Annotated in this window: 23 protein-coding genes; 11 read left to right on the top strand and 12 right to left on the bottom strand. The window is 64.9% G+C overall.

Features of this window, described 5'->3' with window-relative positions; all coding sequences use genetic code 11:
• The first annotated feature begins 31 nt into the window (after positions 1-31).
• The 6 genes from ACQY5A_RS00745 (at position 32) to ACQY5A_RS00720 (ending at position 7,284) form a co-directional block, all read left to right on the top strand.
• On the top strand, positions 32-1,510 hold the full coding sequence (locus tag ACQY5A_RS00745; RefSeq protein ID WP_428338447.1) for an MFS transporter: 1,479 nt from the start codon (positions 32-34) through the stop codon (positions 1,508-1,510).
• A 114-nt stretch (positions 1,511-1,624) separates the two neighbouring features.
• Positions 1,625-1,981 carry a DUF732 domain-containing protein gene (locus ACQY5A_RS00740; protein ID WP_428338446.1) on the top strand — a complete coding sequence of 119 codons (357 nt, stop codon included), beginning with the start codon at positions 1,625-1,627 and terminating at the stop codon, positions 1,979-1,981.
• A 585-nt stretch (positions 1,982-2,566) separates the two neighbouring features.
• A complete protein-coding gene (locus tag ACQY5A_RS00735) occupies positions 2,567-3,565 on the top strand; it encodes a Gfo/Idh/MocA family protein (protein WP_428338445.1) in 999 nt (332 codons plus the stop codon).
• Positions 3,566-3,613: 48 nt separating this feature from the next.
• Positions 3,614-5,245 (top strand): class I adenylate-forming enzyme family protein, encoded by a 1,632-nt coding sequence (locus ACQY5A_RS00730; protein ID WP_428338444.1) that lies wholly within the window; start codon positions 3,614-3,616, stop codon positions 5,243-5,245.
• Positions 5,232-6,005: a class II aldolase/adducin family protein gene (locus tag ACQY5A_RS00725; protein ID WP_428338443.1), complete on the top strand. Its 774-nt coding sequence runs from the start codon at positions 5,232-5,234 to the stop codon at positions 6,003-6,005. Before ACQY5A_RS00730 ends, ACQY5A_RS00725 begins: the two co-directional genes overlap by 14 nt.
• A gap of 10 nt (positions 6,006-6,015) precedes the next feature.
• Positions 6,016-7,284, top strand: a complete 1,269-nt coding sequence (locus ACQY5A_RS00720) for an amidohydrolase family protein (RefSeq protein ID WP_428338442.1) — start codon at positions 6,016-6,018, stop codon at positions 7,282-7,284.
• A gap of 128 nt (positions 7,285-7,412) precedes the next feature.
• Here ACQY5A_RS00720 and ACQY5A_RS00715 read toward each other — a convergent pair whose 3' ends face one another.
• The 5 genes from ACQY5A_RS00715 to ACQY5A_RS00695 all read right to left on the bottom strand — a co-directional run bounded on the left by ACQY5A_RS00715 (position 7,413) and on the right by ACQY5A_RS00695 (position 11,970).
• Positions 7,413-7,991: a hypothetical protein gene (locus ACQY5A_RS00715; RefSeq protein WP_428338441.1), complete on the bottom strand. Its 579-nt coding sequence runs from the start codon at positions 7,989-7,991 to the stop codon at positions 7,413-7,415.
• A gap of 155 nt (positions 7,992-8,146) precedes the next feature.
• Positions 8,147-9,235, bottom strand: a complete 1,089-nt coding sequence (locus ACQY5A_RS00710; RefSeq protein WP_428338440.1) for an NAD(P)H-dependent amine dehydrogenase family protein — start codon at positions 9,233-9,235, stop codon at positions 8,147-8,149.
• 149 nt (positions 9,236-9,384) lie between these two features.
• Positions 9,385-10,140 carry a cutinase family protein gene (locus ACQY5A_RS00705; protein ID WP_428338439.1) on the bottom strand — a complete coding sequence of 252 codons (756 nt, stop codon included), beginning with the start codon at positions 10,138-10,140 and terminating at the stop codon, positions 9,385-9,387.
• A 136-nt stretch (positions 10,141-10,276) separates the two neighbouring features.
• Positions 10,277-11,398: a DUF1214 domain-containing protein gene (locus ACQY5A_RS00700; RefSeq protein WP_428338438.1), complete on the bottom strand. Its 1,122-nt coding sequence runs from the start codon at positions 11,396-11,398 to the stop codon at positions 10,277-10,279.
• Entirely contained in the window at positions 11,395-11,970 is a 576-nt protein-coding gene (locus ACQY5A_RS00695; protein ID WP_428338437.1) for a TetR/AcrR family transcriptional regulator, read from the bottom strand. Before ACQY5A_RS00695 ends, ACQY5A_RS00700 begins: the two co-directional genes overlap by 4 nt.
• A 28-nt stretch (positions 11,971-11,998) precedes the next feature.
• Here ACQY5A_RS00695 and ACQY5A_RS00690 point away from each other — a divergent pair, with 28 nt between their 5' ends.
• Positions 11,999-13,246, top strand: a complete 1,248-nt coding sequence (locus ACQY5A_RS00690) for a sulfotransferase family protein (protein WP_428338436.1) — start codon at positions 11,999-12,001, stop codon at positions 13,244-13,246.
• 7 nt (positions 13,247-13,253) lie between these two features.
• Here ACQY5A_RS00690 and ACQY5A_RS00685 read toward each other — a convergent pair whose 3' ends face one another.
• The 3 genes from ACQY5A_RS00685 to ACQY5A_RS00675 all read right to left on the bottom strand — a co-directional run bounded on the left by ACQY5A_RS00685 (position 13,254) and on the right by ACQY5A_RS00675 (position 17,048).
• A complete protein-coding gene (locus ACQY5A_RS00685; RefSeq protein WP_428338435.1) occupies positions 13,254-13,799 on the bottom strand; it encodes a peptidoglycan endopeptidase in 546 nt (181 codons plus the stop codon).
• Between the two features lie 335 nt (positions 13,800-14,134).
• Complete coding sequence (locus ACQY5A_RS00680) at positions 14,135-15,859, bottom strand: DUF4407 domain-containing protein (protein WP_428338507.1); 1,725 nt, start codon at positions 15,857-15,859, stop codon at positions 14,135-14,137.
• Between the two features lie 172 nt (positions 15,860-16,031).
• Positions 16,032-17,048, bottom strand: coding sequence for a DNA topoisomerase IB (locus tag ACQY5A_RS00675; protein WP_428338434.1), 1,017 nt, complete (start codon positions 17,046-17,048; stop codon positions 16,032-16,034).
• A 147-nt stretch (positions 17,049-17,195) separates the two neighbouring features.
• Between ACQY5A_RS00675 and ACQY5A_RS00670 the strand changes: the two genes are divergently transcribed.
• Positions 17,196-17,759: a hypothetical protein gene (locus ACQY5A_RS00670; protein ID WP_428338433.1), complete on the top strand. Its 564-nt coding sequence runs from the start codon at positions 17,196-17,198 to the stop codon at positions 17,757-17,759.
• Between the two features lie 89 nt (positions 17,760-17,848).
• Complete coding sequence (locus ACQY5A_RS00665) at positions 17,849-18,277, top strand: type II toxin-antitoxin system Rv0910 family toxin (protein WP_428338432.1); 429 nt, start codon at positions 17,849-17,851, stop codon at positions 18,275-18,277.
• A 21-nt stretch (positions 18,278-18,298) separates the two neighbouring features.
• Here ACQY5A_RS00665 and ACQY5A_RS00660 read toward each other — a convergent pair whose 3' ends face one another.
• Complete coding sequence (locus tag ACQY5A_RS00660; protein WP_428338431.1) at positions 18,299-18,583, bottom strand: LapA family protein; 285 nt, start codon at positions 18,581-18,583, stop codon at positions 18,299-18,301.
• 116 nt (positions 18,584-18,699) lie between these two features.
• Here ACQY5A_RS00660 and ACQY5A_RS00655 point away from each other — a divergent pair, with 116 nt between their 5' ends.
• A complete protein-coding gene (locus ACQY5A_RS00655; protein WP_428338506.1) occupies positions 18,700-20,004 on the top strand; it encodes an NAD(P)/FAD-dependent oxidoreductase in 1,305 nt (434 codons plus the stop codon).
• 57 nt (positions 20,005-20,061) lie between these two features.
• Positions 20,062-21,234, top strand: a complete 1,173-nt coding sequence (locus ACQY5A_RS00650; RefSeq protein WP_428338430.1) for a glycosyltransferase — start codon at positions 20,062-20,064, stop codon at positions 21,232-21,234.
• Here the strand turns inward: ACQY5A_RS00650 and ACQY5A_RS00645 are convergent.
• The 3 genes from ACQY5A_RS00645 to malQ are packed head-to-tail and all read right to left on the bottom strand — an operon-like array spanning position 21,231 to position 24,757.
• The gene (locus ACQY5A_RS00645) at positions 21,231-21,698 is read right to left on the bottom strand and encodes a nuclear transport factor 2 family protein (RefSeq protein ID WP_428338429.1); all 468 of its coding nucleotides are present in this window, start codon (positions 21,696-21,698) and stop codon (positions 21,231-21,233) included. The two genes, ACQY5A_RS00650 and ACQY5A_RS00645, sit on opposite strands and share 4 nt — an antisense overlap.
• Positions 21,695-22,576, bottom strand: a complete 882-nt coding sequence (locus ACQY5A_RS00640; protein ID WP_428338504.1) for an LLM class F420-dependent oxidoreductase — start codon at positions 22,574-22,576, stop codon at positions 21,695-21,697. The genes ACQY5A_RS00645 and ACQY5A_RS00640 overlap by 4 nt, the downstream gene beginning before the upstream one ends.
• 21 nt (positions 22,577-22,597) lie before the next feature.
• Positions 22,598-24,757, bottom strand: a complete 2,160-nt coding sequence (gene malQ / locus ACQY5A_RS00635) for a 4-alpha-glucanotransferase (RefSeq protein WP_428338428.1) — start codon at positions 24,755-24,757, stop codon at positions 22,598-22,600.
• Between the last annotated feature and the right edge of the window lie 13 nt (positions 24,758-24,770).

Raw genomic sequence — 24,770 nt, 5'->3', positions numbered from 1 at the left:
GTCTACGGGATCTGACGAGAAACGGGGAAACGTGAGCGACGGCGCCCAAACCGGAATCATCACCACCCACGTACCGGCACGTCTGGATCGGCTGCCGTGGTCGCGGTTCCACTGGCGCGTCGTGATCGGCCTCGGCGGCGTATGGGTACTGGACGGCCTCGAGGTGACAATGGTCGGCAACGTGTCGTCGCGCCTCACCGAAAAGGGCAGCGGCATCGCGCTCACCGCCGCGGACATCGGCACGGCGGCCGCGTTCTACATCGCCGGAGCGTGCCTGGGCGCGTTGTTCTTTGGCCACCTGACCGACCGCTTCGGGCGGCGCAACCTGTTCATCCTGACGCTCGCGGTGTACCTGGTCGCCACGGTCGCGACGGCGTTCGCGTTCGCGCCGTGGTTCTTTTTTCTTACCCGGTTCTTCACCGGCGCCGGCATCGGCGGCGAGTACGCCGCGATCAACTCAGCTATCGACGAATTGATCCCCGCACGGGTGCGCGGTCGGGTGGATCTCATCATCAACGGGACCTACTGGCTGGGCTCGGCCGCCGGAGCGGGCGGAGCGCTGCTTCTGCTGAATACCTCGAACTTTCCCCCCGACCTGGGATGGCGGTTGGCTTTCGGAATCGGCGCCATCTTCGGAATATTCGTCCTCCTGGTGCGGCGCAATGTCCCGGAAAGCCCACGCTGGCTGTTCATTCACGGCCGTAACCAGGAAGCCGAGGAAATCGTCGGCGACATAGAGGCCGGCATCGAGCAGGAGACCGGTCAGCCGCTTCCAGAACCGCCCGGAAAGCCGCTGAAAGTCCGCCAGCGCGAGACGATTTCATTTGTCGAGATCGCGAAAGTTGCTTTTCTGCTCTACCCGCGGCGCGCCGTGCTCGGATTGGCGTTGTTCATCGGGCAGGCATTTCTCTACAACGGCGTGACGTTCAATCTGGGCACCCTGTTGAGCGGCTTCTATGGAGTCGACGCCGCGAAGGTGCCGCAGTTCTACGTGTTGTGGGCGCTGAGCAACTTCTTCGGACCCTTGGTGCTCGGTCGATTTTTCGACACCATCGGCCGCAAAATGATGATCACCATCTCCTACATCGGCTCGGGGGCGGTGGCGGTTGTTCTCGCGGTCCTCTTCGTCACCCAGACCGGCGGGGTCTGGGCCTTCATCGGCGTCCTCGCCGCCACCTTCTTTCTGGCCTCCGCCGGTGCCAGCGCCGCCTACCTGACCGTCAGCGAAATCTTTCCGATGGAGACCAGGGCCTTGGCCATCGCGTTCTTCTACGCCGTCGGCACCGCCATCGGCGGTATCAGCGGGCCGCTGCTGTTCGGGCACCTGATCGAGTCCGGTCAGCGCAGCGAGGTCATGTGGTCGTTTCTCATCGGGGCGACCGTCATGGCGACGTCGGGTCTGGTCGAACTATGGCTAGGGATCAACGCCGAGCAACGTCCACTCGAAGAATTGGCGCTGCCCTTGACGGTGGCTGACGCGGAGCGCGACGAGGAATCCGACACGCGCTAATGCATCCGGTGGGCCACAACGTCATTAACGCCGGCTGAACTTGGGCTAGCTATGAGTCCAATTGTGCGGAGGCGGGGCTGCGCCCTGACCGCATCTTTGGAAGAGTTTCCAACCATGAAACGTCTGATGCTGCTGTTCGGCGTCGCCGCCGTGACCATTGGTGCGGCGCCGGCGTACGCCGACCCTCCGACTCCTCCCAATAACGACGCGGACTTCGTCCAGCAACTCCACGCTGCCGGGCTTACCTATCAAGACCCCGATAAGGCGGTCAAGGTCGCCAAGGGCATCTGCGATTTGGCCGATAAGGGGACTCCTCAGGCCGATATCGAGAAAAACCTGCAATCGCAGAACCCGTCATTCAGCGGGAACGGCGTGCGGAAGTTCGTCCTGCTCTCGGCCGCTGAATACTGCCCCAAATATTCGCCGAGCGAGGGTGGCTCCCCGAAACCGCCTGGCGCAGCGAGTAATTAAGCCCCGCTGCGGACTACCTGGTCGGCTGCGGCGCGCATCCGTTCCGACAATCGGAGCAGATCGTGTTCACCGATCCCGTTCTGGAGTGTGTACGCGAGCTGCCGCAATTCAACGGCGCAGTTTCGCATTTCGTTTTTAAGCGACTCGACCGGGATCATCGCGTTCCTCCTTGGGCAGGACGGGCGCTGTGCCCGGCAATCAAATGTGGAAAATCTCCGCAACCGGGCGCCCGCTCGGCGAGACACCCACAGCTGTTTCTACGAGGTGTTGACATCTGGTCAACACCCGAACTTTTCTGCCGCGCACGTCATTGACGACTACCGGCCAGACATGGCGCGCGGACAAATGTTGTTGCGCCGCAATAACATGGCACCGGCGGCGTCCAGAGAGTCGATGGGAACTGCACCAGCTCGCCAATCGGGGACATAGAGGGACGGTAAGCGCCATCCCTGCGTGCGGCATTAATAAATCAGATGTACTCGCTGAGAAAAAAATGAGCCGGCGCGGATGTCGAGTTTCGTGAAAGAAACTGAGTATTACTATGTTTCGCGCGCTGCCTGTAGAGCGAAGTGTTAGCTTCTCTCCGTGTCTGAACACGGAGAACCACTGCGGATCGGCGTGCTGGGCGCGGCGAGCATCGCCCCGTCGGCGCTCATCAGGCCGGCGAAGGACAACCCTGACGTTGCGGTCACTGCGGTAGCCGCACGCGACGCTGCGCGGGCTCGGGCGTTTGCTGCCAAGAACGACATCCCGCGAGTGCACGACAGCTACGAGGCGCTGATCGCCGACCCCGAACTGGATGCGATCTACAACCCGCTGCCGAAGGGTTTGCACGGCAGATGGACTCGCGCCGCACTCGACGCCGGCAAGCACGTGCTATGTGAGAAGCCGTTCACCGCCAACGCCGCCGAGGCCCGCGAGGTCGCCGAGGTGGCGGCGAAGTCGAACCGAGTGGTGATGGAGGCGTTTCACTACCGCTACCATCCGCTGACACTGCGAACCGAGCAGATCATTGCCTCGGGTGCGTTAGGCAAACTCGAGCGGGTCGAGGCCTCGTTGTGCTTCCCGCTGCCGAAGTTCTCCGATATTCGCTACAACTACGCGCTCGCCGGCGGAGCCCTGATGGACGCCGGCTGCTATGCCGTCCACATGGTCCGCACCTTCGGCGGGTCGACCCCGGAAGTGGTCTCGGCCCACGCCAAACTGCACGACCCGCAGATCGACCGTGCGATGACGGCCGAGCTGGAGTTCGCCGAGGGCCAGACCGGCCAGGTCCGCTGCTCGATGTGGTCGTTGCGGCTCCTCGAGATCAGCACCCGGATCGTCGGCGAGCGAGGCGAGTTGTCGCTGTTCAACCCGGTCACACCGCATTTCATCCACCGTCTGACCATTCGTTTGCCGGAGGGCAGACGTATCGAGCGTTTTCCGCGCCGTGCGTCGTATGCGTATCAACTCGACGTCTTCGCCGCCGCGGTTCTGCGCGGTGAGCCGGTGAAAACCACGCCCGAGGATGCGATCGAGAACATGACCGTGATCGATGCGATCTACCTCGCGGCCGGCCTTCCGCTGCGGCAGCCGAGCTGATCGTCGAATGCCGGTCACGTCAGCAGCACCTCCCCATATCATCGGGTGATGAGCACCGGCGGTCTGGACACCGTGGGTTCGCCGGCCTTCACCGACGAGGAATCGGCGCGCTACCGAGCCGCCGGCTGGTGGTCAGACCTGACGCTGTCCCAGGCGGTAGCCCGCAACGCCGAGCAGCACCCGGATCGTCTCGCGTACATCGACCACCACGGCTCGTCGTTGACGTGGTGCGATTTCGACCGTGCTGCAACGGCTTTGGCGGAGCAGTTGTCCGGCGCCGGAATCGCGCGAGATGATCGGGTCGCGGTGTGGCACGGCGACTCGGCCGCCCTTCACGCGCTCTTCGTCGCCGTCGAGCGCTGCGGGGCGGTCGTCGTCGGGATCGGCGCGCGGGCCGGCACCCGCGAGGTTGCCGCGATCCTGCACAGCTCACAACCGAAGATGCTGGTCAGCGATGGTGCGCGGGCCGACGACGCGATCCGTGCCGCGGCCGATGCCGCCGTCCACTCCGTGCCGGTAGTGGTGCTGGCGCACGGCACCGGGGGACTGCGACTCGACCTCGAGGCCGCGCCGGCGGCGGTGCGGGCGGGCCACCCGCTCGAATCCGACGACGTGTTCTTGATCAACTCGACGTCCGGGACCACCGGGTCACCCAAGTGCGTGGTGCACACCCAGAACCGCTGGTATTACTTCCACCAGAAAGCGGTCGCCAACGGACACCTGACGTCGGACGACATTGTTCTGCCCGTCATCCCCATGCCGTTCGGATTCGGCATTTGGACCAGTCACACGACGCCGATGTTCCTGGGCGCCACTGCGGTTATCCTGGACCGCTTTAGTGTGCGAGCCACCTGCGAGGCGATTGCAAAGCATCGGGTTACCGTGTTGTGTTGTGTCAGTACGCAGTTGACCATGCTGATCGCCGACACCGCATCCCGGGAGTACAACCTGAGTTCGCTGCGCGTCGTGTTCACCGGCGGGGAGTCGCTCCCGTACCGGCCGGCAGCGGAGTTCGAAAAGCTGACCGGTGCAAAGATTCTGCAGTTTTACGGTTCCAATGAGACCGGCATCCTGAGCGCCACGACACTGGACGACCCGCAGCCACGCCGCCTGCGGACCGCCGGCCGCATCGTGCCCGAGATGTCGGTGCGGCTCTTCGAGGGACAACTGGACGTCACCGGAACGGGACGCGGCCAGCCCGCGTGCCGAGGCCCGGCCACCAGCCTCGGCTACCTAGGCGGCACTGACCACGACACGTTGTTCACCCGCGACGGCTGGATGCGGATGGGCGATATCTGCGAGATCGACGCCGACGGCTACCTGAGCGTCACCGGCCGCACCTCGGACTTCATCGTGCGCGGCGGTAAGAACATCAGCGCTGCTCACGTCGAGGACGCGGCGACCATGCATCCCGCGATCGCAGTTGCCGCGGCGGTGGCAATGCCCGACCCGGTGTTCGGCGAAAGGGTCTGTCTCTACACCGAACTCGTCGACTCGCAGGCCGTCGACCTGCCTGCGCTGGCCGAGTACCTGTTGGCCGCAGGTGTTTCAAAGGAACTGTTGCCCGAGCGACTCGTCGTTGTCGACGAATTGCCGAGATCGTCCGGCGGCAAGATCGCCAAGGGCCGGCTTCGTGAGGATATTCACGCCAGGATGGAGGCCGATCATGAACGTGCCTGAGGCTCGCCGAGGTGGCCTGGAGGTGTGGGCGCCATCGGTGGTTCCGCCGATCGGGGTCGACCTGTCCAACGAGCAGTCGCTCGCGATCGCGTTCCGCCACTTGGCGGGAATCGGGTTCGCCGAGAACCTGGCCGGGCACATCACCTGGCAACCGGATGGGCAGAGCGACATGTTCGTCAATCCGTGGGGACTCTGGTGGCAGGAGATCACCGCCTCGGACATCTGCGTGGTCGACGCGGATGCGCGGGTCGTCAGCGGCCGCTGGGATGTCACGCCGGCCATCCATATCCACACCGAACTGCATCGCGTTCGCGACGACGCACGGGTGGTCATCCACAACCACCCGTATTACGTGTGCGTGCTCGCCGCATTGGGCAGGCTGCCGGAATTGCTCCATCAGACCGGCTCGCTGTTCCTGGACGACCTCTGCCTGGTCGATGCGTACGACGGCGAGATCGACAGTGCCACCCGCGCAGCTGATCTCGCGGCCCGTATCGGTACGGCGAATCTCACTGTGCTGGCCAATCACGGCGTCATCGCCACCGGCCGCAACCTGGCCGAAGCCGTGTACCGCGCCGCATCGATCGAGCGGGTCTGCAAGCTGGCCTATGACGTGCTGCTCACGGGCAAGGAGCCTGCGCAGATGAATTGGACGGACATGGCAGGTATGCAGCGATCCTTGATCGAACGGGCGGCTGACGTCTACTGGGCGGGCGCCACCCGCCTCACCATCAAGGCCGATCCTGCGGTACTGAGCTGAGTGGCTTGCGATGAAATCGATCGACGAACTGGCCACCAATCTGAGCTTCACCACCGCCAAGACCGGCGAGGAACGGTCGGTCACGCTACTACCTGATCCGCCCCGGGCGTCGCGCCAATACACACTGATCTCCGTCGACGACCACATCGTCGAACCGCCCGACACCTTCACCGGCCGTCTACCGCAGCGGTTTGCCGATCGGGCTCCGAAAGTGGTTGATACCGCCGACGGAGGTCAAACCTGGGTCTATGACGACCAGGTGCTGCCGAATGTCGGTTTCAACGCGGTCGTTGGGCGGCCGGTGTCCGAGTACGGCTTCGAGCCGGTGCGCTTCGACGAGATGCGCAGAGGCGCATGGGATATCCGCGAACGCGTCAAGGACATGGACCTCAACGGCGTCTACGCGTCACTGAACTTTCCGTCGTTTCTTCCGGGTTTCGCCGGTCAGCGGCTGCAGCAGGTGACCAACGACCGCGATCTGGCCCTGGCCTCGGTGCGGGCATGGAACGACTGGCATCACGACGTGTGGGCCGGTTCGTTCCCCGGCCGGATCATTCCGTGCCAGTTGCCCTGGCTGCTGGATCCTGAACTCGGCGCACAGATGATCCGCGAGAACGCCGAGCGTGGCTTTCACGCCGTCACGTTCAGCGAGAACCCCTCGATGCTGGGATTGCCGAGCATCCATTCGGGCCTCTGGGATCCGATGATGGCCGCGTGCGCGGAGACCGGGACCGTGGTGAACCTGCACATCGGATCGTCCGGCTCGTCGCCGTCGACCACCGACGACGCACCGCCGGATGTACAGGGCGTGCTGTTCTTCGCCTACGCCATCTCGGCGGCCGTCGACTGGTTGTACTCGGGACTGCCGAGTAGATTCCCCGATCTGAAGATCTGCTTGTCGGAGGGCGGAATCGGCTGGGTCGCGGGACTATTGGATCGACTCGACCACATGCTCAGCTATCACGCGATGTACGGTACCTGGGCGGCGCTGGGAGAGAGCCTGACCCCGGCCGAGGTGTTCACCCGCAATTTCTGGTTCTGCGCCGTGGAAGACAAATCCTCGTTCGTGCAGCACGAGCGGATCGGCGACGACAACATCATGCTGGAAGCCGACTACCCGCACTGCGACTCGACATGGCCGCACACCCAGGCGACCGTGCACGAGCAGATCGGCGACCTGCCATCGCATCTGATCCGAAAGTTCACGTGGCAGAACGCATCACGGCTCTACAACCATCCGGTGCCGGCCGACGTGCAGCGGGATCCCGAGGCGTTTTGAGTAGCCCTTCGATGGTAAATAGTGCTGTCGGGGCGTGCTTTCGCTTTCTCGCCGCTGGGCTTCATCCGCCCGCTGCCGGCTCGGGCGGCCGAAACTGCTGACCCGCAACCGAACCCGACCGGCTAAAGTCAGCCGCCGAGACCCTTCTTGACGGCGTCGTCCTGCTTTTGCCCGACCTCGGTGACGAATTCCGGTGGCGCCAGCGCGAAAGAGGGCCCGTCGAACTCCAGCGTGACCATCGCCTTGCCTTCGGTGAACACCAGCACCGTCACTCCCTTGGAGTGGTCCGGCGACAATCCCGAGATCGTCGAGCCGCCCACCCCGACTTCGGCGTTCAGCGATTTTGCGAGAAGAGTCTCGCGATGCGTTGCCTTCGCCGAGTCAAGCGCGCTGGCTGCGGCTTCGATGTCCGGCAGAATCTGAATCGTGTCGATGATCGCGTGGCTGTGATCTTGGTCAGCGAACGTGATCGTCGCGCCCTGTTGGCCATTCGGGTCTTTGGTGGCCGGCCCAGCAATGAAAGGATCAGGTGCCTTGATGTCACTGGCCTTGATCAGAAGCGTGGTGTAGTCGTTGATCGCCGGGTGTGGGGTGGTGCTGAATCCTGAAGACGGCGTCGCTGTTTTCGAATCGCTGCCGCAGCCCGACACCCCCACGAGCGTCGCAGCGATCGCCGTCGCGGCCATCGCTGTCAGGGGAATCCTCATCGACCGTGCTCCTTTACCTGGGATACCGCAAACCGTATCTCATCGGCAGCCTCCGGTAGAACTCCTGAGCCGCGGCCCAACGACCCGGAACGCAGCATGCTGGGTAAAGCCACTCATGCCCGCGGAATATTCCGCGTGTCAGCAGGTTTCGACGTCTAGCTCGCTGCAACGGGTTCGCGTGCATACAGCCCGCTCCCGGTGATGAACGGCAGATCGAGCGTCGTCCTGATGCCGGGCGAGGCTGCGACCACCGCCGGGATGGCGTTCACAATCCGGCCGGCCGCACCGCAGATCGCTGCCTGATTGTGGTCGCCGTAACGACTGCTCGGAACGATGTCCACCGCATAGGAGGGCTCGCCGGTGATCTCGACACGATAGGAACCGCCGCCCGCGGCGGGCTGAGGCAGGTCCGGGCGCAGATCGGGCCGCAACCTGGTGACGTGCTCGATCACGATCGCGGGATGCCCGTTGACCATGCCGCGGATCTCGAACTGCAGAACCGCCGACGTTCCCTTGGCCACGTGACCGACCGCGATGTCGAAGTCCTCGGGCGCCGGCTCGCGCTGGTAGGACTCGGTGATCTCGTCCACCTCGATGCCCAGACCGGCCGCGAGTTGCCGGATCGCGGTGCCCCAGGCAATGCTGAGCACACCCGGCTGAAGCAGCATCGGGATCTCGTCCAGGGGCCGGGCAAAGCCCATGTAGTGCATGACTTCGGCGCCGTCGTAGGACGCGTAGTCGTGAATCTCCATGCAGCGCACCTGTTCGATGCGTTGACACGTACCGGCAAGTGCGAGAGGAATCAGGTCGTTGACGAATCCCGGATCGACGCCGCTGATGAAGAGACTCGAATTACCTTGTACTGCAGCGTCTTCAACACGTTTGAAGTACTTGTCCGGGATGACGCCCCAGGGGTATTGCAGCAATCCGGGCGACGACCCGACGACGTTGATGCCGGCGCTGAGGATGCGCATGACGTCGGCCGTCGCCTCGGGCAGGCGGGTGTCGCCCATCGCGCAGTACACGACACACTCCGGCCGGGTGGCGAGCAGGGCGTCGAGGTCGTCGACGGCAGCAATCCCGGTGGAGACATTCAAGCCGGCAAGATCGCCGGCGTCCTTGCCGACCTTCTCCGGTGTCGACACGCACACGCCGGTGAGGTCGAATTGCGGATTGATGATCAGCTCGATCAACGCCAACCGACCGACGTTCCCAGTACCCACCTGGGCGACTCGGATCGCCATACATGTTCTCCATCCCCGGACGCGCGTCACAAACAGACCTCGACGCTAGTCCACCGCGAATGCGGGCGCGGAGAATCGTTGCACCATCCCGCGCAACGTCAGTTACTGGATCGCACCGTCATCGGCGTCGCCGATGCGGGGTAGTCGGCCTAGTTGCCGAAGCCGCCGTGCTGCGCCGCCTGTATCGGGGCTGGACTGCCGGGCCCCTGCAGGCGGCTGGCGGCGAAGTCCACGCCCTGAGCGATCACGCTGCCATCGTCGACGTAGCTGTTGTGTGCGGAGAAATTCATTCCGTCAGAGCAGACCGGGTCCTCCACGGCGCACACCTGAATGGTCTTGGCCTGATACAACGGCCCGATCACCAGCTGCGGCTGACCGAGGAAGTTCATCGCCCGGACGTTCGGTGTCCCGAATAGCACCACCGCAGCGACGTGATTGGCCACCGCGGGATCGAGCGGTCGGGGAATGGTTGCCGGGTCGACGTCCTTGGGAACAGAGTCCGGCACAGCGGACGATGTCAGGAAGCCCGCCACTGCTGCACCCTGCGAGTAGCCGCCGAGCACCATTTTGGTGTTGGGGCAGGCGGAAGTCTCGCTGACGACATGCGCCTCGGCGTCCCTGATGCCGTCCAGGCCAGTCGACCACTGATCGCTGGCCGGGTAGTTCACTGGGTAAACGTCCATCGACTTCCCGCCCAGCCGACCACGCAGGGCGTCGACGAAGGCTTGCCCGGTCGGTCCGACACCTGGATCCTCGCCGGTGCCACGCGCGAAAACCACCTGGGTGTCGGGACACGGCTGGGCGGATGCGGACGGAACGGTGGCGATCGGAAGTGCGGACACTCCGAGCGTCCACGCCGCGGCAGCCGCGGCACCAGTGAGACGAGTGACTCGACGCGCAATCATGACGCTCAAGATTCCCCCAGTATTGGTTGTCCAAACTAAGAATTCTCTGGGCATCGCCAAAATACCCTCGCTCGTAATCGTAGCCCTCGGCGGCGAACCGTGCCGCATCACCAGTTGAGTGCGGCGGCAGAGTGATTCAGTCTGACGCGTCGATGGAGTCGGGCGCATCAGCCGCTTTCACCAGCTGCACCTCCGGCCGAGCCGGCACCTCATCGGCGAGAAACCAGCGGAAGGCAAGGTTGCCACGGGGATAGTCAAGCGTGGTCAGCGAATTCGGATGCGTTGTCAACCCCCGAGAGAGCACCACTGTCACCGAGCCATCCGCATTGGGGATCGCGCTGTGGCCATTAACTGAGCAGCGGGCATCGGTCACACCGTGGGTCGCCATGAACTGGTTCCACACCACCAGGTTCCAGAACCGGCACGCCGGCGGCCGGTGGGTGATGACCAGCGCTTCGTCGTCGTCGAGTACGAAGCTGCCGTAGGAGTAGCAGGCGTCGCGGGCCGACCAGCCGAAGTTGGCGTCCGGCACCTGGTAAGGGTCGGCGAATTGGTTTGCTGCGTGAGCTATCTCGTGGCCGAGCGCGTGCGCCTGATCGACCCTCGCGCCGATAGCCAGCGGAATGATGGCGAACATCGTGCGCATCCACGCGGCGACGGACCGTAGCTTCGCCGCGGTCTCGGCATCGCCGTGCCGAACGGGCTCGGGCTCGTCGAGCGACTCGATGTGCCAGTGGACCCGGCGACCGGTCTGCGGGTCGGCCTGATAATCGCGGGTCATCAACACCGCGGCATCCGGTGTCGGCCCGAGCTCGAAGGAGAAGTTGCCGGCGGCGTCGATATCGAGATCGCCGTCGCGCACGATCGCCACAACGCGGTCCGACCAGCCGCCCGGCGATGGTTCGTTGTAAGCGGTCAGCGAGAAGTAGACGCTGTCGCCCCGGTTCCCGCTGATTCGGTAACGACGGTGCGGATCGACCGGGCAGATGTAGTAGTAGGCGTCGGTGTTGTCGCCGCCCCAGCGGCGGTCCCGCCGAAAGGGCGTGTTGACCGCCACGAACATGGGCCGGCTTGGCTCACCGAACAAGTAGGTGTCGAAGGCGACGCCCAGGGTGGTGGCCAGCATGCGGTAGCCGTCACCGATCTGGCGGTCGTCGGTGACGGCGCGGTCGCCGTCCAGGAATGAGCGGTCCAAACTGCCCAGCGTGTCCAGCAGCTCGCGCCAGGCGACGGTGGACTCGTGCTCGGTGCTGGTCATCCGCTTATGCCTCTCGTTATCAGGGTTGCCGTGCGTTGCACCCAGGAGTCGTCGAGCGCGTCGCCGCGGGTGAGCAGGGCCAGGAAGGTGGTACCGGCAACGACCTCGACGATTTCGGCTGCGGTGACGTCGGGACGGACCTCGCCGCGTGCGACGGCGTCGGCGAGGCGATCGTTCAACCCGCGAGACAAGATTTCGCTGAAGCGTTCCAGCAGGGTCGCGTGCAGGGTCAGATCGGCAGCCATCTCACCGACCAGTCCAGGCAACGCCGCCCGCGCGGCGGGGGTGTTCAGCACCACCGCGGTGCGGCTGACCATCTCGCGAACGTCTCCTGCCAGCGACCCGGTGTCCGGCAAGGCCATGGCGTCGCTGATCGGAAAAACCGCCTCGTGCACGAGGTGGGCCTTACTGGGCCAACGCCGGTAGATCGCGGGTTTGCTGGTGCCGGCCTGCCGCGCGATCGCATCCACCGACAAATCGGCGTAGCCGGTCTCGGCGAGCAACTCGACGGTGGAGCGCAGCACCGCGCTGTCGATGCGCTTATCCCGGGGGCGGCCGAGCTCTGTCGTCATTACGGAACTGAAAGTAACATAATTCGCCATGACAGATGCCCCGCTCGCGCTTGTACACCTTGACGACCTGGCCGTGCCGCGCTTCAGCACGGAGATGGACCAGACCCGCGACCTCATGGCCACGATGGCGGCAGAGTGCCCGCTAAACGGCGAGGTGCTGCACGCCAAGGCCGTGGCCGAGACCGGGCTGAACGATTTCGGATCCGACGACTACCGGGAGCGCCTCGACGTCTTGCTCGCCGCACTGCGTGAGATCCACGGCCTGCAGGACCCCGGGATCGTCAACTTTCACGCGCAGATGTTGCAGTTGCTCAAAAACCGGCTACTGCTCAACGACCTGCTGACGCGCCATCCGGAAATTCGCGACATCGATGTGCTACCGCCTGTCGTCATCGCGGGTTTACCGCGCACGGGCACCACCCACCTGCACAACTTGCTGGCGGCCGGGCCCACGTTCCGGACCATTCCGTACTGGGAGAGCGTGGAGCCGTTTCCGCTGGCAGCAGAGCTGGGTATCGAGCCGGATCCGCGTAAGGCGCGGATGGATATCGCCGTCGAGTTCATGAACTCGGCGATGCCGCACTTTCCGCTCATGCACGAGATGACGACAGAGCATGTCCACGAGGAGATCCAGCTGCTGGCCAACGACTTCTCCACGATGCTCTTCGAGACGCTCGCCCATGTGCCGCGCTGGCGGGACCACTATCTGTCCCACGACCAGACATCGTCGTACGAGCATCTGAAGCTTCAGCTGAAAGCTCTGCAATTCCTCCGGGGTGGCCGCCGCTGGCTGCTGAAGTCGCCGCAGCACCTCGAGCAGCTCTCGGTGCTGGACGCCGTGTTCCCCGGTGTCGTCGTGGTGTTCACCCACCGCGACCCGGTACCGGTGGTGCTGTCCATGCTCGCGATGTTGACCTACACGGCGCGCATGCACCGCTCTCCGGTGCCAGTGCACGAGATCGCGGCATCGTGGTCCGAGCGTCTGCAGTTGATGCTGAACGCACTTGTTCGAGATCGCGACCTGATTCCGCCCGAGCGGTCCATCGACGTCCACTTCGATGAGTTCATGAACGACGAACTCGGTGCCGTCGAGCGATTCTACGAGCTCGCCGGAGAGCCTCTCAGTGCCAGTGCACGCGCGGCGATGACTGACTACCTGGACAACCACCAGCGAGGCCGGCTGGGCAGAATCGCGACGTCGGCCGAAATGTTCGGACTCGACGAGCACGACCTGCCCGACCGGTTCGCTCGGTACCGCGAGCGGTTCTCAGTCTGACGCCTGTTCAGGCTGCTTCGGGTGGTGCGGGTGCGTCGTTGGGAGTGTCACCGGCCGGAGCGGCGTCCGGTGCAGGGGCCGGCGGCGGGGGAGGCGCAGGCTCGGCTGGCTCTGGTCCCGGCGGAGGCGGCTCGGGCGCGATCAGGTTGACCAGGACGGGCGCCGGTTCGGCGGGCGCGTCGCCGTCCACCGCTAAGTACATGTGGTGGCGGAACTGAGGCTGGTAGGCGCCACCGCCACCGATCCGCACACCACCGCCTTCGCCACTGGAGACCGGCGTGCCGTCGGGCAGCGTTACCGCGGTGTGTCCGCCGTTCCAACCGATCACCAGCGCACCGGGCGCGGTGCCGTACTTGAAGCCACGCGCCAAGAGGGCTGACTCTTCGTCACCCGTGTTGAACCTGCCGCTGAATGCCGGCCGGTCGGTTGCCATGTTGGATACCAGGGAGGCCAAGCCTGAACAGTCAGTGCCCGCCGGGGAGTTCCCGCCGGTGATGTAGGGCGTGCCTGACATCTGCTCGAGCAGACCCATCAGCGTTGCTAAAACAAACATGGGCCGGGACGGTACTGACAAGATCAATAGACAATCAAACTTTGTGGACGCCATCACTTTTACATGTTGAGAATGACGTACGTCTCACTTGCGCCCAAAAGAGCCTGGTGGATAGGTGTTTCGAAACCACTGATTTCACACGCGTGGAACAGTAACCGTTCCTTGACTTTTCGCTGAGAAAAGCGCCAAGTTGTCCGCCGTCAGGGCCAGACGCAGCAACGTTAGGCCAACAACCCTCTTTAGCAAAGAGTTATCTTTCGCTGTGATCGATATGACCTTTCTGCGCGGGATTTCGCGCGTCTGTGCAGGCGGTCCTACGGTGTTCTGTCGTTTGTCTATTCGGCGGGCGGCAACTGCCGCGGATCGTCACTCGCACGCAACTCGGCAAGTCCGTCGCGCTCGGTCAATTGAGGTGGCGATTCGCCGCGGCCCGACCTCAACGCCGTGATATTCCGTTTCGACGACGGGCGCCGTGGCGAGAGCGGCTGGGCCGCAAAAGTTCCGAAGTCGCCGTCGTGGTCGTCAGCCGACGTGTACGCGGGCGACTCAGCAGCTGGCGTGAAACCGGAACTTTCTTCGGAGTGCACGGTGACCCTATGAGTGCGCTTGAGCGAGAAGGTGATGTCCTCAACCTCCTCGATCACCTGGCGCGCGGTGCGCAATGGATGGGTTGACGTATCGATTGCGCGGGCCACGATTCCGGGAACCAGCGGGCGGATCCAGCGAGCAGCGGCTCTGGTGAAATCGGGAATGGTCGGAATCCCAGGCGTTGCAGGGGTATTCCGCCGCTCGACCGCCGCGGGCAGGTTTGCCGCTTCGGCGGCCGGCGGCGTTGCCGCCGCACCGATCGACTGCGTCGCCGCCAGGCTTGCGGCCTCCGCCTCGGCGGCGATCGGCAAATAGATGTCCTCGACCGCCGGTGTCGGGTCCGGTGTCGGGGGCTCGATAGCGGCGGTCACACGGTGGCGAAGCTGCGCCCGGTCGATCTCCAGCTGTGCTTCGACAGCGAGGCGGGCGTGCGCGAGTTGCTCTTCGGCCCACATGATTTCGGTGGCAGCACGCATCTCCGCTCGTTTGACGGCGATCGCCGTATCGGCTGTCAGTTCGGCACGTTCGCGTTCGGCCCGGGCCTGCGCATGGCGATCATGCGTCGTCTCGCCTCGCCACAGCCGCAGAATCGTCGGCAGTAGCGCGAGAAAGGCGAAGAATGCGACGGTAAGCAGTTGCAGAATCAAGATGTTCGTGCTGATCGAGGTCAGCTGCTGCATGGCGACCCACCGAGCGCCGATACCCTGATCCGCCTTGCCACCTTGCCGGCTTTCGCTGAGTGACCGCTCGCCGTCGACGATACGAGCATCCAGATCGGCGGCTCGGCTGTCACGGACAGCAACGGCTGCGTCCAGTTCTTGCTGCGAGTCCGCGAGAATCTGGTTGGCCGTTCGGGTTTCGGGCCCCGATCCGGGCACACCTGTGATGCGGGTTTGCGGACATGCCGGAGTGGGGTGGTATTCGCAGCGGGCGACGACCAGAGCCTCGTCGCGATGTGTGCGCGCCACGTCAACCGTGTGGTCGAGTGCGACACGCGCATCACGCACGCGCTGCAGGCTGCCTGATGCTTGTACGACAGCCGGAGCCGAGGCGGCGTTGCGCGTGGCCTGTTGTCGAAGGTGATGATCGATTGGGCCGGAAAGTATTGCAAGTGAGGCGAATTCGCCCGCAACTGCACACAAGACCAGGCCGACGGCCAACGCCCCGCGTTTCGGCGCGCCGCGGGCCGGGCCGGTGGCGGTCGTCCGGCTGATCGCCCCCACCAGCAGTGCGAACACCAGAGTGAACGGCAAGACCGCGAGCGCCGAGAGCCGCGTTGCCTGCATGACCGCAAGCGTCGTCACCCCCCATGTCAATGCGACGGTGGCGAGCACGACGACGCCGGCGACGGCATGCGCAGAACGCTCGTGCTGTTCGCCCAGTTCGCGGCGCTCGCCGCCGCCGACCCAGGTGAGCCACGCCCCGGCAGAAGAACCGGAGGAGTGCGGCGCTGTGACGTGGTAGGCGCACATTGGATCAGACACCCTCCGTGAATTGCCAGGTCAGGACATGGCCGGGGACATCAACTACATGGCTGGCGGCGTGGGGGACCATTGGCCCGCAGAATCGTCAGTCCGGATCGCGCCGGTGCGATAACGGAATTCTCTCATACGCGCCGCCCAGCACACGGCTACACGGTCGGCCTCAGCTCTGTTTGGCGCGTCGGATCATTCGGGCGGTCGCACGCTCGATGGTTTCGCGCCGGGCCTCCGGCGTTCGCTGACCTTTGGCCCGGCGCAGCGCAGGCGCAATGGTGAGCCCCTGCTCGTAGGCAATGACCACGCGAGGATCCACGTAGGAGCGTCGCGCTACCGCCGGGGTATTACCCAATTGCTCGGAGACCGCGCGCATCACGGCAGCTTCTTCACGACGGCGAGCCGTCTTGGAGTTCGGCTCGCGGGCAATCGCGAACGCTTCCGCGGCGAGCACCGTGCCATGCCAAGTCCTCAGATCCTTGACGCTGAAATCTGCGCCCACCAACTCCCGGAAACGCACGTTGAGGTCATCGGCGTGCACCTCGGACCAGCCGTCCGAGGTTCGGTAAGCCAGCAGCCGGTCGGTCGAGGTGTCGGCACGCAACAATGATCGGACCGCGCTCAGCACCAACGGATCTTCCAACGACACCGTCCGGCGCACACCGCTTTTGGCGGGATAGTCGAAGTCCACGCAGTCTCGACGCAGCCGAACGTGGTCGCGCAACAGGGTTGACAGTCCGTAGCTGCCGTTCTCCTCGACGTATTCTTCGCCGCCGGCCCGGAAGTAGCCCTGGTCGATCAGGTGCTGCGCCAACGCCAGCACGCGATCGCGTCCCACCCCGCGGCCCTTCAGGTCGGTGAGCAGGTGCAGGCGCCAATCCGGGAGCTGCTTGGCCAGGCTCACCGCCCGGTCGTACTTTTCCTCGGACCGCTCGGCTTGCCATCGTTCGTGGTAGACGTACTGGCGGCGGCCTGCGGCGTCGTTCCCGACGGCCTGAATATGCCCATTGGGATACGGCGAGATCCACACGTTCTTCCACGCCGGCGGAATGACGAGCGCCTCGATTCGCGCCAGCACCTCTGCGTCGTCGACGCGATCGCCGTCGACGTCGATGTAAGAGAAGCCGCGTCCGCGGCGAACGCGACCAAGCCCCGGCCCGTTGACCGCGCTCTTGCGCAGCCTCATGTCAGCGGGTCCGGTCCGACCGGAGATAGCTGAGGAATCATCGCGACCGGTGTACCCCGCGGCAGCGTTTGCCTAACCGGATGCGGCGCGGCCGACACGACGCGATCAGCCGTCGTCTCGGTGGCCGACGTGAGACGGTATTTACTCATGCAGGGCTTTGAGTACGTTAGCTACGAGACGTTCGGACGGCGCTTCTTCGAGGTGGCTGTGACCGAGGAGCGGGTCGGCGCCGCATTCGCCGCGATCGCCGGTAGCCAGTTCGAGATGCCGACGATGGCTCAGGGTCCAGGCAAGATCGCCCGAGTCAGCGCAGCGGTGACCATCAAGCAGCCCAAGGTCACGCGCAATGTCGCCGACACCATCACTTTTGACATCCACATCCCGCTGTTGATCGACCTGCTCGTCGACCTCCGCATCGACAAGCAACGGTTCACCGTGGACGGCGACATCGCGCTGAGCGCGACCGCGCGTGCCGCCGAACCGCTACTGCTGATTGTCGACGTCGCCAAGCCGCGTGCCTCCGATATCGCGGTTCACGTGTCGTCGAAAAGCATCCGCGGGGAGATCCTGCGCATCATTGGTGGCGTTGATGCCGAAATTCGCCGGTTCATTGCGCAATACGTCAACGACGAGATCGACGCACCCGAATCGCAAGCCGCGCAGGTCATTGATGTGGCCGATCAGCTTGATCAGACCTGGACAGGCATCTGACCAGCCCCCGGTTCATCCCGCCGACACGGCAGGGTAGGTACCGCCCGCGGAGCTACCGGCAATTCTCTGCCAGCAGAAAGTGAGACGACGTGGCAGGAGTGGATGTCTCGACAACGTCGGACCTTTCGCCCGCAGCAGCGTGGAAGCTGGCATCGGATCTGAGCCGATTCGGCGACTGGATGACGATATTCGGCGGTTGGCGCGGCGAGGTGCCCTCAACGATCAAACAAGGAACTGAAGTCTCGTCGCTCATCAAGGTCAAGGGATTTCGCAACGTCATTCACTGGGAGGTGACTCAATACCACGAACCCACCGCCATAGAATTGGCCGGCCGCGGTCGCGGCGGGGTTCACATCACTGTCGCCATGAAGGTCACTGACAACAAACCCGGCTCGACCTTCGAGCTGTCCTCCACACTGAGTGGTGGTCTACTGAACGGGCCGCTGGGGAAGCTGGTGGCGAAAGTCATCAAGTCGGACGTGCGTAAATCCGTGTCCAATTTGGCCTCCCTCGAATGAGCCCAGCCGGCGTTACGTGACTCAGTGCGCGACGCCGGGCGCGCTAGTCCAGTCTCGCTGAACTTGACGGACCCGTCGTACTTCCGTCGATCGCCACGCCAGCGATGCGCCGGCAGCGAGCAATGACACGCTCGCCGCACCGACACCCAGGTCGATCTGCCTATTGACGAGGCTGGCCACGCATACCACGAACGCGGCGATGGCCATCGCGACAAGGAGCAAAACGGGACGCTTGGCAACGGTGTTCACCGCCCGCCCGGTCGGCGGATGCGCGATGTGCTGGTGGTCGATAACCGTGTTCACCATCCGGCCTGGCTACCCGAATCCCGGGCAGGGAAACGGACCCGGCGACACCGAAGGCCTGCTGCGGATCCTCGACCGGGATCGGTTTGTGCGTCCCGCCAAGTGGATACATGGACGGGGTGACGTCGGTGGTGGTCGTGGGCAGCGGGTTTACCGGATTCGAGTGTGCGCGCCGGCTGGCACGCCGGCTGCGCAGATCCGATGTCGACGTGACGATCATCTCGCCTGTCGACTACATGCTCTACACGCCGCTGCTGCCGGACGTGGCGGGGGGAGTGGTCGATGCGCGATTCGTCGCCATCCCACTGGCGGGAACGCTCAAGGGCGTGCGGGCGGTTCGGGGCCGGGTGGACAGCGTCGATCTTGGGCAGCACCGACTCCGCTTCACCGACCTCGAGCAGCGCACCCGCGAAATGTCCTGGGACCGGCTGGTGCTGACTCCCGGTTCGGTGACGCGGCTGTTCGACATTCCGGGATTGGCAAAGTACGCAAGGGGTTTGAAGTCAGTAGCCGAAGCCCTTTACCTTCGTGACCACGTACTCGAGCAACTCGAGCTTTCCTGCTTGGACGAGGACGCCGAGCTGGCGCAGGCTCGACGCACCATCGTCGTGGTCGGCGCGTCGTATTCGGGAACTGAACTCGTTTTACAGCTCCGCGCACTGGCGCACGCCGCCGCCAAGCAGATGAGTTTCGACCCGGCTTCGGTGAGATTCCTGCTCCTCGACCTGGCCGAACAGGTGATGCCCGAGGTCGGTGAGAAGTTGGGAGCGCGCGCGCAGAAGGTCTTGCGACAGCGCGGAGTCGACATCCGACTGGGCTTGACTCTCAACGAAGTTCACGCGGGCCACGTCGTACTCAGCGACGACTCGCGGGTGAATGCCCACACCGTCGCGTGGGTGACCGGCGTGACCGCAGCACCGCTGATCGAGACGCTCGGATTACCCACCGAAAAGGGCCGGTTGAAGGTGCAGACCGATCTCGCCGTGCCCGGACATCCCGACGTCTTCGCCGCCGGCGATGCCGCTGCGGTGCCCGACGTGACTCAACCGGGCAAGATCACGCCGCCCACCGCGCAGCATGCGACCCGCCAAGGCAAGACGCTCGCCAGAAACGTAGCCGCCAGCCTCGGACACGGTAAGGCGCATGAATACAAGCACCACGACATGGGATTGGTGGTCGACCTCGGACCGCACCGGGCGGTGGCGAACCCGTTGAAGATTCCGCTGTCCGGTTTTCCGGCTAAGGTCGTCGCCCGGGCTTATCACCTCTATGCCATTCCGCGAGGGGTCAACCGCTGGGCGGTCACGCTAGCATTCCTGACCGACGCGCTGTTCGCGCGATCGGTGGTCTCGCTAGGGCTCTCGGCGCAGGACGACGCCGAATTCGCCACCGGCGAAGGCATTCCGCTACCGAAGACCGGCTGAAGCCGCCGTCCTGATACCGCGCGGTCGGGGCGTCTCATCGCGTATTAGGTTGTGGCGGTGAAGTTCGTCCTCGCCGCCTACGGCAGTCGCGGCGACACAGAACCCTGCATCGCCGTGGCAGGGGAGCTGCAGCGCCGAGGTCACGATGTGCGGATGGCGGTGACGGTCCCACCCGACCTGCGTGCGTATGTCGAGTCGGCGGCGCTGGTGACTGAGCCGTACGGACGCGACTGGCGGGAGCTGTTGGGCGACGAGGACTTCACCCGGATGCTGCAAAATCCGATGGCCGCTATCCCGCAAGCGGTCGAGTACGTGGCCCAGGTCGTGGCGGAGAAGACTGCGGCGTTGGTTTCGCTGGCAGAGGGCGCCGATCTTCTGGTGGCGGGCATGACCGAGCAGGAGACGGTCGCCAGGGTCGCCGAGTACTGCCGCGTCCCGTTGGCGGCGCTGCACTTCTTTCCGCCTCAAATCCTGCACCAGGGATCCCCTCCGGAGCGCGCGGCGACGCAGTCTGATCTGGAGCAACGCCGTGCACTGGGCTTACCGGACGAGTCCCCACCTTCCACTGCAGCGCTGGAGATTCAGGCGTACGACAACATCTGCATGCCAGGACTGACGGACGAGTGGGCCGCCAGCGCCGACCGACGGCCATTCGTCGGAGCGCTGACGCTGCAGCTACCTACTGACGCGGACGAGGAAGCGCTGTCGTGGATTTCGGGCGGAACACCACCGGTGTATTTCGGCTTCGGCAGCATGCCGATTCCCGCACCAAAGGACATGGTCGGCGTGATCAGCGCGGCATGTGCGCAGGTCGACACCCGCGCGTTGATATGTCTGGGCCCGAACTATTTTGGTGGAGCGCCGAATTCCGATCAGGTCAAAGTGGTGCGCGAAGTGAACCACGCCGCTGTGTTTGCCGACTGCCTCGCCGTCGTACACCACGGCGGCGCAGGAACCACCGCCGCGGGCTTACGAGCCGGAGTCCCGAACCTGGTGCTCTGGAACGGCTTGGATCAGCCGGTGTGGGCAGCGTCCGTCACGCATCTGGAAGCCGGTCTCGGGCGGCGCTTTGCGGAGTCAACCTTTGATTCACTCATTGCGGACCTGCGGGTGATCCTGACCCCGCAGTACGCAACCCGGGCCAAAGCGGTTGCGCAGCAGATGACTTCGCCCGACGCCAGCCTGACTCGCGCTGCCGACCTGCTCGAAGCGGCCGCGGTAAGGGGCTAAGCTTCGGGCCGCACCTGATGGATCGGCCGGGCATCGATGGCGTCAATCGTCAACGCCCGAAACCTAATTCGCCACTGTGCGCCGGCCGCACGCTGATACTCGTCCTCGTAGCGCAGATACCAGGTCACGTCACGGGTCTGGTCTTCACGTGAGACCCAGTGATGGGCGACGCAGCCGATGCGGCCGTGGGCGACATCGGGGCTGGGGCCGGCGTCATATACCTCGCCGACGATGGCGTGCTGCGTTCGGATGGTAGACGCGACGGTGGCGATCGCCGCACTGATCGCGACGTGGCCGAGCTGCCGGTGGACCGGCTCCAGTGTCTGCGGTGGATCCGGCAGCAGCAGCTCCGCGTCGGTCGTGAAAAGTTCTGCTGCCAAGTCGAATTGCCGGTCGTCGACGCGTGCGGCGTAGCGGTGCACCAGGTCGCTCAACGCCAGTCGATCGTCTGCGTGCAGCGTCATGTGGACAAGGACAGTCGTTGGGCGCAGGCCGACAGCTCATCCTTGGCCTGATCGAGATCGGCGATCGGCGGCATCGCCAAGGCCACCCGGTCCGCCCCATGGGCGGCGAGCCGCTCTGCCCGTTCGGGATCGATCTTGCTGACCGAATGACCCAGGGTCAGTTCGATATCGGCCGGATCACGTCCCGCAGCCGTCGCCTCGTCGCGCATCACGTTAAGCAGCTCTGCCAGCTGCGCGCCGGCCACGCCCAACGGCTGGAACCCGTCACCGATCCGCCCGGCCCGTCGAGCCGCCGCCTTGCTGTGCCCGCCGATGTGCAGCGGAAGATGCTTTCCCAGAGCAGGTTTGGGGCTGCAGACCATATCGTCGAACTGGAAGAACTCGCCGCGATGGGTGACGCCGTGGAATTGCTGATCCCACAGTGCCCGCAGAACCGTCAACTGTTCGTCAGCGCGGCGGCCCCGGCTGGTGAACTCGGTGCCACAGGCCTCGATTTCTTCTCGCAGCCAGCCGACCCCGATGCACAGCCGTAGCCTGCCGAGCGACAACGCATCCACCGTCGCTGCCCGTTTGGCGAGCACTACCGGATGATGATTGGGCAGCACCAGCACCCCGGTCGCCAACCCGAGCCGTTCGGTGTGAGCGGCCAGAAACGACAGCAGGTCAAGGGGATCGGGCACCGGACAGTCCGACCCCAACTCCACGCGCCCGGAAGGGTCGTAGGGGTAGACACTTTCGTACCGCGTCGCGAGAACGGTGTGCTCGACGGCGACGATCGACTCGAAACCGCAAGACTCGAGGTGCCGCGCGAAGGCCGCCATCCACAGCGGGTCCGCGGTGACGCCGGCGGCAACCGGCGCGACCACGCCGAACTTCAATGACGTCATGGCACGTCGAAGCTAACAGGTGGTCTCGCCGGCACCGCCGGCCGTCTGCGCTCGGAGCGCCTCGGCTAATGCGATCGCCCGGTGATCGGTGAACACATCTTCCAGCGGGATGGGTCGACCGTCGGGTCCACTGAGCGGGACCCGCCAGTTGGGATATTCATCGGTGGTCCCCGGCTGATTTTGGGTGCGCTTGTCGCCAACCGCGTCGGTGAGTGCCAATCCAAGCAGTCGCGACGGTGTGCGGCCCAGGTACTGGTGCAGGGCCAGCACGGTCTGCTCGTTCTCGTCGGAGTCGGCTGCCTCTGACAGCAGGCCGACCCGACGCAACTCGGCCAACCACGAGGCCCGCTCCGCCTCGGCGGCCGCGAATTGCTCGCCGACTGGACGTGTCAACAGTCCAAGCGAATCCCGTAGCCGCACATGCTCATTCGCCAGATACCCGGCGGTCGGGGGCAGGTCGTGGGTGGTCACCGATGACAGGCAGTATTCGCGCCACCGTTCGGCCGGCAGCGGGCCACCGGAACCGTCGCGGTCGAGTTCGAACCACAGAATCGAGGTGCCCAATACTCCACGCGCACGCAGATAGTCGCGGACCCACGGCTCGACCGTGCCGAGATCTTCGCCGACCACCAGTGCCGTCGCGCGATACGCCTCGAGCGCAACGATTCCGATCATCGCCTCATGGCTGTAGCGCACATAGGTGCCCTGGGTCGGCAACTCGCCCTGCGGAATCCACCACAGCCGGAACAAGCCGATGATGTGGTCGATCCGCACGCCGCCGGCGTGCCGCAGAACGCTGCGGATGAGGGCGCGAAACGGCCCGTACTCCAGCTCTTCCAGCCGATCCGGACGCCACGGCGGCTGCGACCAGTCCTGGCCCAACTGATTGAACTCGTCCGGCGGCGCACCCGCCGAAACGCCGGGCGCCAGCGCGTCCTGCAGGGCCCAGGAATCGGCTCCATCGGGATGCACGCCGACGGCGAGATCATGCACGATGCCCAACGACATCCCGACCGACACCGCCTGGGTCTGCGCAGCAGCGAGTTGCTCATCGAGCTGCCATTGCAACCAGCAATGGAAATCAACTGCTGCCGAATGCTTTTCGACGAACTTCGGCACGCCGTCGGCGCCGGGATGGCGTACCGATTCGGGCCACTGATGCCAATCGCTGCCGTACTTTTCGGCCAACGCGCACCAGGTGGCGAAGTCATCGAGCGCTGAACCCTCCCGCGCGCGGTAGGCCGCAAACGCCAGGTCGCGACCCGCCGTGCGCGCGACGGCGTAAACCAGCTGCAGCGCTTCCCGTTTGGCCGCCCATGCGCCGTCGCGATCGATCGAGTCCAGCGAGGCCGACCGGTTCTGGACGCTGTCGCGCAGCCGCCGAACCCGGCCGCGTTTGGATAGTTGCGCGTACTCCGGGATGGCCTCTACTCGTAGGTACAACGGGTTGACGAACCGGCGCGACGTCGGCAGATAGGGCGACGGCTCCATCGGCGAGGTCGGCTCCGCCGCGTGCAACGGGTTGACCAGGATGTAGCCCGCTCCGTGCAGCGACGCCGACCAGACCGCGAGGTCGACGAGGTCGGTGAGGTCGCCGACGCCCCAGGACTGCCGCGAGCGGACGCTGTACAGCTGGGTGGCCAACCCCCAGGTTCGCCGGGCGCCGAGGCGTTCGGGCACCCCGAGCCAGGTCGGCGTCACGATCAGCGCGGCGCTGGCTTCGTCACCCCCGGAGCGCAGGTGCACCCGGTGATAGCCCAGCGGCAAATCGTCGGGCAGCACGAAGCTGGCCTCTCCTACTCGGCGTCCGTCCAGGTCGAACGGTGGGGTGAAGTTGTCGACCTGCCGTACTCCGGTGCGGACGGTTCCGTCTTCCAGCTCCACCGACACGTCGGCGGGCTGTCCATGCGTCACATGCACCCAGAACTTCGTCTGCGTGCCGGCTTGACCCACGATGGTCGGCGGCAGCGCGCGCGACCAGTGGGCCCGCTGGTGCGCGGCCAGGGCCACATTGCGTTCGGCCTCGTCGGCGGCGGCGACGCCGAGTGCGGCCAAGACGGCCACCAGAGTGGTTTCCGGGACGTTGATCCGGCGACCACTCCAGTCGTCGTACGAGGTGGAGATCCCGAATCGACCCGCGAGTTCGACCAGGGACGGCGCCATGTGGCTCATGCCGTCATCTTGC

The sequence above is a fragment of the Mycobacterium sp. genome (assembly GCF_965277065.1).
Lineage (GTDB): Bacteria > Actinomycetota > Actinomycetes > Mycobacteriales > Mycobacteriaceae > Mycobacterium.
Note: the sequence above shows the minus strand (reverse complement) of the source record. Positions and strands in the feature narration are given on the sequence as shown.

Excerpts from the sequence above, each read along its gene's own strand:
- ACQY5A_RS00740 (WP_428338446.1), top strand. The coding sequence starts at position 1,625 with ATGAAACGTCTGATGCTGCTGTTCGGCGTCGCCGCCGTGACCATTGGT.
- ACQY5A_RS00730 (WP_428338444.1), top strand. The coding sequence starts at position 3,614 with ATGAGCACCGGCGGTCTGGACACCGTGGGTTCGCCGGCCTTCACCGAC.
- ACQY5A_RS00725 (WP_428338443.1), top strand. The coding sequence starts at position 5,232 with ATGAACGTGCCTGAGGCTCGCCGAGGTGGCCTGGAGGTGTGGGCGCCA.
- ACQY5A_RS00720 (WP_428338442.1), top strand. The coding sequence starts at position 6,016 with ATGAAATCGATCGACGAACTGGCCACCAATCTGAGCTTCACCACCGCC.
- ACQY5A_RS00715 (WP_428338441.1), bottom strand. The coding sequence starts at position 7,991 with ATGAGGATTCCCCTGACAGCGATGGCCGCGACGGCGATCGCTGCGACG.
- ACQY5A_RS00710 (WP_428338440.1), bottom strand. The coding sequence starts at position 9,235 with ATGGCGATCCGAGTCGCCCAGGTGGGTACTGGGAACGTCGGTCGGTTG.
- ACQY5A_RS00705 (WP_428338439.1), bottom strand. The coding sequence starts at position 10,140 with ATGATTGCGCGTCGAGTCACTCGTCTCACTGGTGCCGCGGCTGCCGCG.
- ACQY5A_RS00700 (WP_428338438.1), bottom strand. The coding sequence starts at position 11,398 with ATGACCAGCACCGAGCACGAGTCCACCGTCGCCTGGCGCGAGCTGCTG.
- ACQY5A_RS00695 (WP_428338437.1), bottom strand. The coding sequence starts at position 11,970 with ATGACGACAGAGCTCGGCCGCCCCCGGGATAAGCGCATCGACAGCGCG.
- ACQY5A_RS00690 (WP_428338436.1), top strand. The coding sequence starts at position 11,999 with ATGACAGATGCCCCGCTCGCGCTTGTACACCTTGACGACCTGGCCGTG.
- ACQY5A_RS00685 (WP_428338435.1), bottom strand. The coding sequence starts at position 13,799 with ATGTTTGTTTTAGCAACGCTGATGGGTCTGCTCGAGCAGATGTCAGGC.
- ACQY5A_RS00680 (WP_428338507.1), bottom strand. The coding sequence starts at position 15,859 with ATGTGCGCCTACCACGTCACAGCGCCGCACTCCTCCGGTTCTTCTGCC.
- ACQY5A_RS00675 (WP_428338434.1), bottom strand. The coding sequence starts at position 17,048 with ATGAGGCTGCGCAAGAGCGCGGTCAACGGGCCGGGGCTTGGTCGCGTT.
- ACQY5A_RS00670 (WP_428338433.1), top strand. The coding sequence starts at position 17,196 with ATGCAGGGCTTTGAGTACGTTAGCTACGAGACGTTCGGACGGCGCTTC.
- ACQY5A_RS00660 (WP_428338431.1), bottom strand. The coding sequence starts at position 18,583 with ATGGTGAACACGGTTATCGACCACCAGCACATCGCGCATCCGCCGACC.
- ACQY5A_RS00645 (WP_428338429.1), bottom strand. The coding sequence starts at position 21,698 with ATGACGCTGCACGCAGACGATCGACTGGCGTTGAGCGACCTGGTGCAC.
- malQ (WP_428338428.1), bottom strand. The coding sequence starts at position 24,757 with ATGAGCCACATGGCGCCGTCCCTGGTCGAACTCGCGGGTCGATTCGGG.